Annotated in this window: 3 protein-coding genes; 1 reads left to right on the top strand and 2 read right to left on the bottom strand. The window is 72.7% G+C overall.

Annotated elements, in window-relative coordinates:
* Positions 1-1,691, top strand: a 1,691-nt coding sequence (locus ACZ6MZ_RS13630; RefSeq protein ID WP_469351770.1) for a lantibiotic dehydratase, incomplete at its 5' end; no start/stop codon positions are given.
* A gap of 226 nt (positions 1,692-1,917) precedes the next feature.
* Here the strand turns inward: ACZ6MZ_RS13630 and ACZ6MZ_RS13625 are convergent.
* Positions 1,918-9,159 (bottom strand): amino acid adenylation domain-containing protein, encoded by a 7,242-nt coding sequence (locus ACZ6MZ_RS13625; RefSeq protein WP_469351768.1) that lies wholly within the window; start codon positions 9,157-9,159, stop codon positions 1,918-1,920.
* Entirely contained in the window at positions 9,156-15,599 is a 6,444-nt protein-coding gene (locus ACZ6MZ_RS13620; protein ID WP_469351767.1) for an amino acid adenylation domain-containing protein, read from the bottom strand. Before ACZ6MZ_RS13620 ends, ACZ6MZ_RS13625 begins: the two co-directional genes overlap by 4 nt.
* Positions 15,600-15,614: the final 15 nt, after the last annotated feature.

Genomic DNA, 15,614 nt, shown 5'->3' with positions numbered 1-15,614 from the left:
GGGTGGTGGATGGTTCGGTGCGGGTGCCGGGTCGTCCGGCGCGTGAGGTTCCCGAACGGCTCCTGCGGGTCCTCGAACTCTGCGACGGCACCCGCTCCGCCCACGCGATCCAGCTCCACCTGGGACCGGACACCGATGTCGCCGAGGCGCTCGACCGGCTGGTGGAGCTCCGCTGCGTCACCTGGCGGCTCGACGTACCCGCCGACACCCACCCCGAACTGCGGCTGCGCGAAACGCTCGAACGGATCGGCGACCCCGCCGTACGGGAACGGGCTCTGGCCACCCTGGAGGTACTGGAACGCGGCCGCGACCAGGTCCGGGCGGCCGGGGACGATCCGGACCGGCTGATCAGCGCGATGGCGGCGCTGGAAGCCGACTTCGAGCAGCTCACGGACGCCGCCGCCCAGCGCGAGAAGGGAGCCGCCACCGCTCCCTGCCGCGCCCTGGTCTACTCCGACTCCGTGCGTTCCGCGCGGGCCCGGATCGGCGGCGACGTCCTGACGGCGCTCGCGCCACTGGATCTCTTCATGACCAGCGCCACCTGGCTGACCTCGCACCTCGCCCAGCAGGTGATGCACCGGGTCGGCGAGGTCTACGACCGGCTCCGGGAGGCGGCGGGGGACAGCGGCACCGTGGATCTGGCGGCCTTCTGGTTCGCCTGCATGCCCGTGCTGCACGGGGACGCAGCTGCCGACGCGGCACGCCTCCAGGAGGAGTTCCGCCGGCGCTGGGCCTCCATCCTGCGGCTGCCCGAAGGGGCAGGCCGGGTCCGGGTGTCCGGCGCCGAGATCGCCGAGCAGGTGCACGACGCGTTCGGCGACGCCGGCGCGGGGTGGACCGCGGCGCGCTACCTCAGCCCGGATGTGATGATCGCCGCGACCGACACGGCCGCCCTGGAGCGTGGCGAGTTCGAACTCGTCCTCGGCGAACTCCATCTCGCCACCAACACCCTGGGCGCCTCGCTCTTCGTCCATCAGCACCCCGCGCCGGACGAGCTGTTCGCCCTGACCGGCCGTGACCACCCCGGGCCGCGGCTGGTGCCGATGCTGCCCAAGGAACACAAGTCCCGGCTGTCCGCGCGGATCAGACACTCCCTGGTGCGGCCCGAGGACTACTACGTCGCCCTCGTGGACCACTCGGCGGACCCGCACCGCCCGAACACGGTCCTCAGCGCCGACGCCACGGTCGAACGCCGGGCGGACCGCCTGGTCGTGGTGGTGCCCGACGGGGCCGTGTTCGACGCGGTCGATGTCTTCTCGCACGTACTGACCACTCTCGTGATGGACCTCTTCCAGATCCTTCCGGAGAGCGATCGTTCGCCGCGGGTGATGGTGGATTCGATGGTGGTGGCGCGGGAGACGTGGCGGTTCGTGGGGTCGGAGGTGGAGTTCGCGGGGGAGAAGAGTGAGGCGCGTCGGTTTGTGCGGGCGCGTCGGTGGCGGGAGGAACAGGAGCTGCCGCGGTGGGTGTTCGTGGTGTCTCCGACGGAGCCGCGGCCGTTCTATGTGGACTTCGACAGTCCGGTGTACGTGAACATCTTCGCCAAGGCGGTGCGTCGGCTGGCGCGTAAGGATCCGGCGGCGCGGCTGACGGTGACGGAGATGCTGCCGACACCGGAGCAGGCCTGGCTGACCGACGACGAGGGCAATACGTACACCTCGGAACTCCGCTTCGTCGCGGTGACCGACTGACCGACCGATCGGCGGCCCCGCCGATCCATGAGCCGGGCCCGGTCCTGACCCTCAGGACCGGGCCCGGCTCTCGTATGCGCGGGCGCGGAACCGTCGGGGCGGGGGCGGCGGCATCCTCGGTGGCGGCCACATCCTCGGGCGCGCAGGCGGCGAGGGCACAGAAAAGCGGTGGGGCACCGGCCTGATGCCGGTGCCCCACCGCTCTGTCCTGCCGCGCCCCGCAGGGTCAGCCGGCCGCCCCCTCATGGCCGGGGATCAGCCCGTTGACGACCTCCGCCAGGCGCGACACATGGGGAGGCTTCATGACGCCGAAGTGGTCGCCCGGTACCCGGTGGACCTCCACGCCCTCGGTGAGCAGCTCGCGCCAGCGGCTCACATAGTCGGCGAACGTCTGGCCGAACGCCACCTCGTGCTCGCCCTGGGCGAGTTCGTCGCTGACGATCAGATGGAGCCGGCCGGGGAACGGCCGGTGCCGGTAGGCGAGGTCCATCTCCATCACCTCGCGCCAGATCCGGGCGGCGCGCGGCCACGCGTCGCCGACGCCGTCCTCGGGCAGGGTGATGCCGGTCTCCTCGTCGACATCGTCGACCAGGTGGTCCAGCAGATCGAGGATCTCCTGCCGGCGCTCCGGGGTGTTCGCCGCCGCGCCGCCCTGGTCCACCTCGTTGACCAGCCGTTCCAGCCGGCGGATCAGCGCCAGCTCCCGCCAGCCCTCGGCCCGCTCATGGGCGTCGAGGCCGGGGTCGAGGAGCATGAAGGTGACCTCCTCGCCCTCGCTCACCAGCTGTCGGGCCATCTCCGAGGCGATGCCGCTGCCACCGCACCAGCTGAACAGCACGTACGGCCCGCGGGCCTGGGCGCCGCGCAGCTCGGTGAGATAGCGCTCGGCCATCTCCTCGGCGGTCGGCGGGGCCGCCGACGCGTGCGGGCCCGGCCACTCGAACGCGGCCACCGGTCGGTCGGCCGGCAGATGCGGGGCGAGCCGCAGATACCAGTGCGCGCTGCCGCCGCCCGGGTGCACGAAGAACAGCGGTGTACGGCTGCCCTCCTTGCGGATCCACAGCATCGCGCCGGTCGCCCGCTCGGCCTCCGCGCGCCGCTCGCCCCGGGCCGCCTCGATGCTCGACGCCAGCCCGGCGACCGTACGATGCTCGATGAAGGACCGGAACCGCAGCTCCAGATCGTGCCGGGAGCGCAGCGTCGCCACGATCCGCATCAGCGCGAGCGAGTGCCCGCCGAGTTCGAAGAAGTCGTCGTGCGCCCCGACCCGTTCGATCTCCAGCGCTTCTCTCCACGCGGTGGCGATGGCCACTTCCAGCTCGCCGGAGGGCGCCACGTACTCCGACGTGAGCGCGGGCCTGGCGCCGTCCGGCACGGGCAGCGCCGCGCGGTCGATCTTCCCCGCCGGCGTGAGTGGGAAGCCGTCGAGGGCGAAGTAGTGCGTCGGCAGCAGCCCCCGCGGGACCTTGCCCCGCAGGTGCTCGCGCAGCTCGGCAGGCTCCACGCTGTGCCCTTCCACGGTCTCGGAGTACGCCACCAGGGTCGCGTCCGGGGTACCGGCGCGATGCACGGTGACCACGGCGGCGGCCACCGCGGGATGGCTGAGCAGCAGGTTCTCGATCTCGCCGGGCTCGGCGCGCAGGCCGCGCACCTTCACCTGGTGGTCCCGGCGGCCGCGGTACTGCAAGGTGCCGTCGGCGTTCCTGGAGACGAGGTCCCCGGTGCGGTAGAGCCGTGCCCCCGGCTGCTCGCCGTACGGGTCGGGTACGAAGTGTCCCGCCGTGAGACCCGGGCGGTTGAGATACCCCCGGGCCAGTCCGGCGCCGCCGACGTACAGCTCTCCCTCGACTCCGTCCGGCACCGGGCGCAGGTCCGCGTCCAGGACGTATGTCTGGAAGTTGGCGATCGGCCGGCCCATCGAGGGCTGCCGTCCGGTCGCCGCGGCCGGTACCGGAGCGAGGGTGGCGCAGACCGAGGTCTCCGTCGGCCCGTAGGCGTTGATGAAGGTCACCCGGCCGGACCAGCGGGCCGCCTGCTCGGCGGAGCAGGCCTCGCCGGCCGACACCAGGACGCGCAGCTCCGGGAAGTCCGCGGGGGACAGCCGGTCGAGCAGCGACGGCGGCAGCGTCATGTGTGTGACCAGAGCGGACTGCTGCCGCAGATCCCCCACGTCCGTGTCCGGCGGCGGAAGCACCAGCTCGGCGCCGTTGGTGAGCGCCATGAGCACCTCCCAGACGAAGGCGTCGAAGCTCGGTGAGGCGAATTGCAGCACCCGGTCGCCGGGCCGCAGGTCCAGGTGCTCGCGCTGCGCGTACCGCAGGTTGAGGGCGCCCCGGTGCGGTACCCCGACGCCCTTGGGCAGCCCGGTGGAACCGGAGGTGTAGATGACATAGGCGAGAGCGTCAGGACCGGGCCTGACGTCGGGCGCCTGCGGCACAAACTCCTCGTACGGCAGGTCGTCGATGGTCTCCACCGGGCACGTCAGGCCGGACGGCAGCGTGGATCGCAGCGCGCGGGTGCTGAGGGTGACCGTGACCTCGGCGTCGGTCAGCATGTGCCGCAGCCGGTCGGCCGGATACTCCGGGTCGAGCGGCAGGAACGCGCCGCCGGCCTTGAGGGTCGCCAGCAGCGCGACGATCAGGTCGGGGGTACGGGGCAGATGCAGGCCGACGATGGTGTCGGGCCCGACGCCCAGGGCGCGCAGCCGGTGCGCGAGCCGGTCGGCGCGCTCGGCGAGCGCGCCGTAGCCGACGGTCTCGTCCCCGTACCGCAGGGCCACCGAGCCGGGCGCCGACCGGGCGTGCTCGGCGGTCAGCTCGTGCATGAGCAGATCGCGGGGCACCGGCCGCGCGGTGTCGTTCCCGGTCCGCAGCGCCCGCGCGTGGTCGGCGGGCGGCAGGGTCAGCCCGTACGCGTCACCGTCGGGATCGGCGGCCATCGCCTCCAGCACATGGCGGTAGACGCGGCCCAGCAGTTCGAGCTGCGCGACCCCCACCAGGCTCGGCCGGCCGCCGATGCGCAGCACCCCGGGGAAGGTCCATACCTCCAGGGCGAGTTCGCTCGGGCTGAAGTCGTCGACCATGCCGACCTCGCTGGACTGCCAGTCGAGCACATGGAAGTCCAGATAGCCGAAGGCCACATCGATGAGGGTCGGGGACGTGCCCCACTCCCGCTGCATGGCCGGCATCGGGAAGCGGCGGTGCGGCCACAGCGCGGCCTCGCCCGCGAAGACCTCACGGACCAGCTCACGCCAGGTCGGGGCCGACAGGTCGGCGGCGAACGGCACCGTGTTGAGATACAGCCCGCGCACCTCGTCGCCGCGCGCCAGCTCCGGCCTGCCGTTGCAGACCAGCCCGGTGAAGAAGCGACGGCGGCCGCTGACGATGCCCAGCGCCCTCAGATGGGCGGCGTGCAGCACGCTCTTCATGGAGCCGCCGGCCGCCGCCGCCAGCCGCTTCAGACCCGGCGTCAGATCCCGGTACGGCACATCGATGATGGTGGCCTTCTCGTCGTGGTCCGCGCCGCCCCAGGCCGCGGGGAGCTCGAACTTCTCGCTGCCCCGGATCCGGCCGGCCCAGAAGGCGCGGTCCTCGTCCGAGGCGAGCGCCGCGCGCTCCTGGGCGATGAAGTCGGCGAACCGTACGTCCGGCGGTGGCGGCAGATCCGGCGTGCGCCCCTGCCGTACCGTCCGGTAGAGGGAGATCAGCTCGGCGACCACCGAGGTGTGGCTCCAGCCGTCCAGAATGGCGTGGCACTCGATGTGGGTGAGCCACCACTCCTCGTCGGAGACGTGATGAACGTGGTAGCGCAGCAGCGGGGGACGGCCGAGGTCGAAGGGCTTGCGCCGCTCGCCCACCAGGAAGCCGTCCACGATGGCCCGCTGGTCGGCCGACGGGATCGAACGCAAGTCATCGAATCCCAGCGGGAGTTCGGCCTCGCGGTGGACGAGCTGCATGGCCTCGGAGTAACCGGACAGATCGAACGAGGTCCGCAGGATCTCGTTGCGGCCGACCAGTAGCCGGGCCGCCTCGGTCAGCGCCGTCAGGTCGAACGGCAGAGCGTCGCTGACCCGGTAGCAGGAGACGTTCTGGTAGACCGCCCGGTCGGTGGCGGCCAGCATCTCGTAGACCATCCCGGCCTGCGTCTGCGCCATGGGGTAGGCGTCGTCCAGACCCTCGGGCAGCCGGGCCCGGTCCTCGTCGGCCACCAGCGCGAAGCGCTCCACGAAGGAGTCGGCGGCCAGCGCGCCGGCCGTCTCGCCAGCGGTCTTCGAGCGCAGCAGCGCGGCCAGTTCGGCCACCCGCTGGTGGGTGAACATGTCGTGCACGGACAGCCCGAAGCCCTGCTCGCGCAGTCGGCCGACCACCCGGATGGCGCGCAGTGAGTCGCCGCCGAGCTGGAAGAAGCTGTCGTGCACGCCCACCTTGTCGACGGCCAGGGCCGCGGCGAACGCGTCCGCGAGCGTCTGCTCCAGCGTGTCGCGCGGCGCGGTGTACTCCCCGGCCAGCAGCGACCGGCCCGCGTCGGGCGTGGGCAGCGCCTTACGGTCGATCTTGCCGCTGGGCGTCAGCGGCAGGGAGTCCAGCAGCATCCACTGCGCCGGGCACATGTGCTCGGGCAGCCGTCCGCGCAGCTCCTGGCGCACCGCGGCGACGTCCGCCGTGGCGGGTGCCAGATGGGCGACGAGCCGCTCGTCGTGGAGGGTGACCGCGGCCGCGTCCACGCCGGCGCACTCGGCCAGCACCGCCTCGATCTCACCGAGTTCGACGCGCTGACCGCGGATCTTGACCTGGTGGTCGATCCGGCCGAGGTACTCGATGGCGCCGTCGGCCCGGTGACGGGCGAGGTCGCCGGTGCGGTACAGCCGCTCGCCGGGACCGGTGCCGAACGGGCTGGGGACGAACCGGTCCGCGGTCAGTCCCGGCCGGTTCAGATAGCCGCGGGCCAGCTGCACGCCGCCCAGCAGCAGTTCTCCCGGCACCCCGACGGGGACCGGCCGCAGCTCGTCGTCGACGATGTAGGTACGTGTGTTGGCGATGGGCCGGCCGATGGTGACGGGCAGGCCGGGCACGCACCGTACGGCCGTGACATCGACCGCGGCCTCGGTGGGCCCGTACAGGTTGTGCAGCTCGCAGCCGATCCGCTCGTGCACGGCCGTGACCAGATCCGCGGGCAGCGCCTCGCCGCTGCAGATCATCCGCCGCAGCGAAGGCAGCGCGGGCAGCGGCCCGGCCAGGAACGCGCGCAGCATCGACGGTACGAAGTGCAGCGTGGTGATCTCCTCCGCGGCGACGACCTCGGCCAGATAGGAGGGATCGCGGTGACCGCCGGGCCGGGCGAGGACCAGCGTGGCGCCGGTCGTCAGCGGCCAGAAGAACTCCCACACCGATACGTCGAAGCTGTACGGGGTCTTCTGCAGCACCCGGTCGGCCGCGGTGAGCCCGTACGCCTCCTGCATCCAGTGCAGGCGGTTGACGATGGCGCGGTGCTCGACCACCACTCCCTTCGGGCGGCCCGTCGACCCCGAGGTGTAGATGACGTACGCGGGGTGTTCCGGGGCGGGGCCCGGCAGGGGGGCGGGTGCGGGGCGTGCGGACCGGTCGGCGTCGATGTCCACGACCTGCCGGGCGCCGCCGGACACCAGCGACCCCAGGCCGGCGTCGCTGACGACGACCCGGGCGCCCGAGTCGTCCAGCATGAAGTGGAGGCGCTCCGGCGGGTACTCCGGATCCAACGGCAGATACGCGCCCCCGGCCTTGACGACCGCCAGCAGCGCGACGACCAGCCCGGTGCCCCGGGGAAGACAGACTCCGACGACGGACTCCGGGCCCACCCCGTGGGCCCGCAACTCCGCCGCGAGCCGGTCGGCTTCGGCGCCGAGCCGGGCGTAGGACACCGTGGCGCCCTCGGAACGCAGAGCGGGGGCGTCAGGAGTCAGGGCGGCCTGCGCCTCGAACAGCGCGGGCAGCGTCCCGGACGGGTAGGGCCTGGCGGTGTCGTTCCACTCCTCCAGCAGCAGGCTCCGTTCGGCGGCGGGAAGGATCTCCAGCTCGTCGACCGGCAGCCCGGGGGCGGCCGTGGCACTGTCCAGGAGCCGGGCGAAGTGCGCGGCGAACCGTTCGACGGTGTCCCGGTCGAACAGCGCCGACGCGTAGTTCACGGCGCCGGCCAGCGAACCGTCGGCCCGCTCGGACACCCCGAGCGTCAGATCGAACTTGGCGGTGCTCTCACCGACCGGCAGCCGGCCGAGCGTCAGCCCGCCCATCGTCCTCGGGCCCGCCGCCGCGGCCGATTCGTCCTCCCACAGCAGCATCGCGGAGAACAGCGGGGTGCGTGACGGGTCGCGCTCCGGCGCCAGCTCGTCCACCAGCTGCTCGAACGGCACTTCCTGATGGGCGTACGCGTCCAGCGCCGTTTCCCGTACCCGTCGCAGTACGTCCACGAAGGACGGCGACCCGGACAGATCGGTCCGCAGGACCAGGGTGTTGAGGAACAGCCCGGCCATGCCCTGGACTTCGGGCCGGTCGCGTCCGGCCACGGGGGTGCCGACGGCCACGTCCCGCCGTCCGCTCCAGCGGCCGAGCAGGACCGCGTACGCGGCGAGCAGCGCCATGAACGGCGTGGCGCCGTGCTCGCGGGCCAGCGCGGTCAGCCGCCGGGCCACATCCGCCGGGACGGCCAGCGGCACCTGGGCGCCGGCGCTGTCGCGCACCGCGGGGCGCGGCCGGTCCGTGGGCAGTTCCAGCGGCGCCAGCCCGGTCAGGCGCTCCCGCCAGTGGCCCAACTGCCGCTCCAGCAGCTCCCCGGACAGCCGCTCACGCTGCCAGACCGCGAAGTCGGCGTACTGCAAGGGCTGTTGCGAGTCGGCCGTCGGGCGGCCCGCCACTGCGTCGGAGTAGCGGGTCGCCAGCTCACGCACCAGCAGATCCTCGGACCAGCCGTCCGAGGCGATGTGATGCACGGTCAGCAGCAGTGCGTGCTCGGCGTCCGCGAGCCGGGCCAGCGTCGCCGAGAACACCGGACCGCGGGCCAGGTCGACGGGGCGCCGCTCGGAGGTGACGAGCGCGGCGAGCCGGGCGTCCGCCCGCTCGCGGTCCAGGGCGCCGAGGTCCAGCTCGGTCAGCGGCACCCGGCCCGGCTCGTCGATCACCTGCACCGGATCGTCGTCCACCACCGGATACCGGGTCCGCAGCACCTCGTGCCGCGCCAGGAGCCCGTCCAGGGCGGTGCGCAGCGCCGCCCGGTCCAGCTCGCCCCGTACCCGCAGGGCGGCGGTCATCTGATACTCCGTGCCGCCGGGCGCCAACTGGTCGAGGATCCACAGCCGGCGCTGCGCGAAGGACAGCGGCAGCGGGCCGCCGCGCGGCGCCCTGCCGATGGCGTCGTTCCGCCGGGGCGTCACCCCGCCGCGCAGGCGCTGCCGCAGCAGCTCCTGCCGCAACGCCACTCGGTCGCTGATCTCGGTCATCGCACACCTTCCCGGGACAGCAGCCCCGCCACTTCGTCGTCCGACAACTGGGCGATATCGGCCTCGAGGGCCTCGGACACCGCTTCGGCGAGTCCGGCCACCGTGGTGGCCTCGAACAGCCGGCGCAGCGGCAGCTCGATCGCGAACTCCTCCCTGAGCCGGGCGAGGACCCGGGTGGCCAGCAGGGAGTGCCCGCCCGACGCGAAGAAGTCGTCCATGGCACCGATCCGCGCCAGACCCAGCACCTCGCACCAGATCCGGGCGACGGCCTCCTCCGCAGGATCGCGCGGCGCGACGTACTCCCGCCCGCCGTCCGTGCGCAGGAGCACCGGATCGGGCAGCGCCTTGCGGTCGACCTTCTTGCTCGCGGTCAGCGGCAGGGCGTCCAGCGTCACCCACAGGGACGGGATCATGTACTCCGGCAGCAACTCACCCAGATGGGAGCGGAGTTCGCTCACCGCGGGGACGGCGCTGTCCGGCTGAGCCACCAGATAGGCGGCCAGCCGCTTGTCGCCCGGCGCCACGTCCACCGCCACGACGACGGCCTCCTGGACCGCGGGGTGCCGCACCAGGGCGGCCTCGATCTCGCCCAGCTCGATCCGCAGCCCGCGGATCTTGACCTGGTGGTCGATCCGGCCGAGGAACTCGATGGTGCCGTCGGGCCGGTGGCGTACGAGATCTCCCGTCCGGTACAGCCGTTGCCCCGGCTCGGTGGCCAGCGGATCGGGTACGAACCGGTCGGCGGTCAGCTCAGGGCGGCCGTGGTAGCCACGGGCCAGCCGCACCCCGCCGAGGCAGAGCTCGCCCGGCACGCCGACCGGGACCGGCCGCAGATCCGCGTCCAGCACATAGGCCCGCGTCCCGGAGACCGGCCGCCCGATGGGCAGCGCGGAGGCTCCCTGCTCCTCGGCGGGTTCCGTACCCACCGGGTGGAGCAGACAGGTGACGGTCGCCTCGGTCGGCCCGTAGTTGCACAGGAAGCGCCCGGGCAGCCCGGCCGCCGCCCAGCGCCGCGCGTCGGCCACGGTGACCACGTCACTGCCGACGTTCATCAGCTTCAGACCGGTCAGCCGGCACAGGGAGCCGGACTCCGTCATGGCCCGGTAGTAGGCCGGGGTGATCTCCACGATCGTCACGTCGTGCTCGGCGAGGCGCTCCGGCAGCTCGGCGGGCGTCCAGAAGACCGGATCCCCCACCACGATCGTGGCACCGGCCGTCAGCGTGGCCGCGATCTGGTCCATCGCCACGTCGAAGGTGAGCGCGGACAGCAACACCACCCGTTCACCCGGCCCGACGCCGTACGCGTCGGCGATCACCCGGCAGTGCTGGGCGTACGACCGGTGCTCGATCATCACCCCCTTGGGGCGGCCCGTGGAGCCGGAGGTGTAGATGATGTAGGCCAGGTTGCCCGGCGCCGCCGTCACCGGCGGGTTCGCCGTCCGCGCCGGTCCGCCGGCGTCCTCCCACTCCCCGTCGACCGTCACCACCCGGTACGGTCCCGCGCCGAGCCGTTCCGCGAACTCCGCGGAGGTCACCACGGTCGTCGCCCCGACGTCGGCCAGCATGAAGTCCAGCCGCTCCGCCGGATGCCGGGGGTCGAACGGGGCGTACACCCCGCCGGACTTGAGCACGCCGAGCAGCACCACGACCGCGTCGGCGCTGCGCTCCAGGCAGGAGGCGACGACCGTCTCGGGTCCGACGCCGAGCGACCGCAGATGGTGGGCGAACCGGTTCGCCCGGGCGTTCAGCTCCGCGTAGCTGATCCGCTGTTCGCCGCTCACCACCGCGACCGCGTCCGGTGTCCGCTCGGCCTGCCGCTCGAACAGCTCGGGTACGCACAGCGCGTGCTCCGCCACGGGATCGAGGACGCCGAGCCGGTCCCCGTCCGGGTCCGGCCAGCTGGAGAGGATGCTGTGGCGCTCGGCGTCGGTGAGCATGTCGAGGTCGGCGATCCGCGCCGCGGGATCGGCGGCGATGCTGCTCAGCAAGGACAGATAGTGATCCGCCATCCGCTCGATCGTGCCCCGCTCGAACAGCCCCGTGGCGTACTCGAACCAGCAGTTCAGCCGCCCGTCGGCGCGCTGCTTCACCGTCATCGTGAGGTCGAACTTGGCCACGGCGGGGCCGGTACGGAGCGGCTCGATGACCGACTCGCCCAGCGTCGCGGGAACCCCTTCCATGTGCTGGAGCTCGAACATCACCTGGAACAACGGATTGCGGGAGAGGTCGCGGTCCGGCCGCAGCGCGTCCACCAGATGCTCGAACGGCACATCCTGGTGGGCGAGCGCCTCCAGGGACACCGTGCGCACCTGGTCCAGGAAGTCCGTGAAGACGGGATTGCCGGCCAGGTCGTTACGGATCACTAGATTGTTGGTGAAGAAGCCGACCAGCTCCTCCGTCTCCTGCCGGGTCCTTCCGGCGACCGGGGTGCCGACCGCGACATCGGTCCGCCCGGTGTAGCGGCCCAGCATCAGCTGGAACGCCGCCAGCAGCATCATGAACGGGGTCACGCCCCGCTGCGCCGCGAGACCCGTGACGGCCCGGCCGGTCTCCGCCGGCACCTCCACGATCACCGTGTCACCGCGGGCGTCGCGCACCGCGGACCGGAGCCGGTCGGCGGGCAGCTCGACGGGGCTGAGACCGTCCAGCCGGTCGCGCCAGTAGGCGAGTTGCCCGGCGGACTCCTCCGACGACTCCTGCTCCCGCTGCCACACCGCGAAGTCCGCGTACTGCACCGGCTGCGGGCGCAGCGGCGAGGCCTCACCGGCCTCGAACGCCCGGTACGCGCTGTCCAGATCGCGCAGGAAGAACCCCATCGACCAGGCGTCGAAGGCGATGTGATGCAGAGTCAGCGCGACCAGATAGTCGTCGGGCGCCGTACGGATCACCGTGACCCGCAGCGGGGTCTCCGTCTCCAGGTCGAACGGCCGACCGGAGGCCCGGTCCAGCAGCTCCCTGGCTCCGGCGTCCGCGTCCGCGGCACCGATCAGATCGTGCAGCGTGAACGGGACAGCGGCCGGAGGGTCGATGACCTGCACCGGATCGCCGCCGCGCGAGAGATAGCGGGTACGCAGCACCTCGTGCTGGGCGGCGGTCGCGTCCACCGCCCGCCGGAACGCCTCGACGTCCAGCGGGCCGCGCAGCCGCAGCGCCAGCGGGACGACGTACTCGTCGCTGCCCGGTTCCAGCTGGTCCAGGAACCACATGCGCTGCTGGCCGAACGAGAGCGGCAGCTCCCCGCCGCGCTGTACCGCGCGGATGACGGCCTCGTCGGTGTCCGCCGCGACCGAATCGATCCGGGCGGCCAGCGCCGCGACCGTCGGGGCGTGGAACAGCTCGCCGACCGTCAGCTCGATTGAGAAGGCACGCCGCAGCCGCAGCACCAGACGGATCGCCAGCAGTGAGTGACCACCGAGGGCGAAGAAGCCGTCGTCGGCGCCCACCCGCTCCACCCCGAGGACCTCGCCCATCAGCTCGGCGACGGACCGCTCGGTGGCGGTGCGCGGAGCCACCCAGCGCACCCCGCCCGGCCGGTCCCGGCCCTCGGGCGACGGCAGCCGCTTGCGGTCCACCTTGCCGTTCGGGGTCAGCGGCAGCGCGTCGAGGCCGACCGTGACCGACGGAATCATGGATTCCGGCAGCCGGGCCGCGAGAAGCTCACGCAGTTCCTCGGCGTCCGGGAGGGACGCGCCGTCCGCCGGCACGAGATAGGCGACCAGCTCGGTGTCCCCGGACTCCGGCCGGTGCGCGGTCACCACCGCGGCGGCGACCGACGGATGCCCGGTGAGGGCCGCCTCGATCTCGCCCGGCTCGATCCGCACTCCGCGTACCTTCACCTGCTCGTCGATCCGCCCGACGAAGTCCAGGGCGCCGTCCGCGCGGCGGCGCACCAGGTCCCCGGTGCGGTACCAGCGCTCACCGGGCACGGCCGGGAACGGATGCGGCGTGAAGCGGTCCGCCGTCAGGTCCGCCCGGCCGGCGTACCCGCGGGCGACACCGACCCCGCTGACGCACAGCTCGCCGGGGACACCCACCGGCACCAACTGGTCCTCGGTGTCCACCACGAACGTACGGACATGAGGCAGCGGGCGTCCGATCGGGACGATCTCGGCGCGCTCGGTCCCGTCGTAGCGCCATGCGGTGGAGTCGATCGCGCACTCGGTCGGGCCGTAGGTGTTGAACACCTCGACGTCGACGCTCTCCCGCAGGCGCGCGCACAGCTCGGCGGGCAGCGGCTCGCCCGCCGAGCACACCAGACGCAGCGCGGCGCAGTCGCCCAGGCCGGTCTCGGCCAGCAGCAGCCGCAGCACCGACGGGACGAGCTGAAGCACCGTCACGCCGTGTTCCGCCATCGCCCGGATCATCACGGACGGGTCGCGGTGGGCGTCCTCGGGCGCCATGACCACCGTGCCCCCCGACACCAGCGGCGAGAGGAACTCCCACACCGCGGCGTCGAAGCCGATCGTGGTCTTCTGGAGCACCCGGTCGCCAGGACCGATCCCGTACCGGTCGACCGACCACAGCACCCGGTTGCGGATGCCGGCATGGGTGACCACCACGCCCTTGGGCCGGCCGGTCGAACCGGACGTGTACATGATGTACGCGGCATCCGTGTCCCCGACGGACGGCGGCGTAAGAGAGCCGGCGGCCGGCCGGGCGATCTCCTGCCAGGCGCTGTCGACCGCCACCACACACGGGTGCGCGGGCAGCCGGTCACGCAGTGACTCCTGGGTGAGCAGCACCTCCGCCCCGGCGTCGGTGACCATGAACGCCAGCCGCTCCGCCGGATGGTCGGGTGCCAGCGGTACGTACACGGCGTCTGCGGCCAGCACCGCGAGGAGCGCCGTGACGAGATCGGTGCCGCGGTGCATCGCGACCCCGACGGGGGTGCCGCGTACGACTCCGAGGGAGCGCAGGTGCCCGGCGAGCGCGGTCACCCGCTCCGCGAGCTCCGCGTAGGGCGTCTCCTGGCCCCCGGACACCACGGCCACCGCGTCGGGAGTGGCCCGCGCCCGGTCGAGGAACAGCTCGGGCAGGGACCGGTCGGGGGTCACGGCGTCCGTGCGGTTCCACTCGGCCAGCCGCCGCTGCTCGGACTCGGTGACGATCTCCAGCCGGTGTACGGGCACCCCGGGCCGGTCGGCGATGTCGGTGAGCAGCCGCAGCAGGCCGGCCGCCATCCGCTCGATCCGCGCACGGTCGAACAGGGCGGTCGGGTAGAGGAACTTCCCCTCGAACGAGCCGTCGGCCAGCTCGGCCAGGTGCAGCGACAGGTCGAACGCGGAACTCGCCGAGGCCGAGTCGTACCTGCTGACCTCCAGGCCGGGCAGCCGCAGCGGCCGCCGCCGGGCGTTGTGCAGCGCGAAGCCCACCTGGAACACCGGGTTGCGGGACAGGTCCCGGTCCGGCGCCAGATCGGTGACCACCCGCTCGAACGGCACCTCCTGGCATCCGAAGTCGTCCAGGTTCGACTCCCGGACCCGCGTCAGCAGCTCCGTGAAGGAGGGATCACCGGACAGATCGGTGCGCAGCACGACGGTGTTGAGGAACATGCCGATCATCGGTTCCAGCTCGGCCTGCTCGCGGCCCGCGATGGACACGCCGACCGCCACATCACGCTGCCCCGTGTAGCGGGAGAGCAGCAGCTGGAACGCCGCGAGATGCACCATGAACGGGGTCGCGCCGGCGCGCTGCCCGATCTCCGTCACCCGCGCCGCCAGTTCGGCCGGCACGTGGAAGTAGTGGCTGTCGCCCGCGGACTCCCACTGCGCAGGGCGCGGCCGGTCGGTGGGCAGCTCCAGCGGACCGAGATCCGCCAGCCGCTCACGCCAGTAGGCGCGCTGGCGGTCCATCGACTCGGCGGACGCCTCCCAGCTCTCGCGCTGCCACTGGGCGTAGTCCAGGTACTGCACCTCCAGCGGCTCCAGCGGCGAAGGCTCGCCCCGGCCGAACGCGCCGTACAGCGCGCCGAGTTCCTCCGCGAGCACCCCCCACGACCAGCCGTCGAAGGCGATGTGGTGCACCGTGATCAGCAGCGCCGCGTCATCCGGGCCGAGGCGCACCAGCGTCACGCGCCACGGCGGACGCTCCCGCAGATCGATCGGCGTCCGCAGCTCCGCGGCGCTGAGTTCGCGCAGCCGCGCCTCCCGTTCGGCGTCGGGCAGTTCGCCGAGGTCCACCCGGGCGGGCTCCACCGGCTCCGGGTCGTCCACGATCTGCACGCCCGCGTCGTCCACGGCGTCGTACCGCGTCCGCAGCACCTCGTGCCGTACCGCGATCTCGGACAGCGCGGCCGTCAGCGCTCCCATGTCCAGCGGTCCCCGCAGCCGGAACGCCTCATGCAGCAGATACTCGGTCGCGGCTCCGGACCGGAGCTGATCGAGAAACCACAGCTGTTCCTGTGCGAATGACAGCGGGTATGCGCCATCACCGGTTGCCATCGGTCGCCTCCCAGA

This window comes from Streptomyces sp. NPDC042201 (assembly GCF_055582185.1).
The sequence above is the reverse complement of the archived record's forward strand: the minus strand, read 5'-3'. Positions and strand labels throughout refer to the sequence as shown.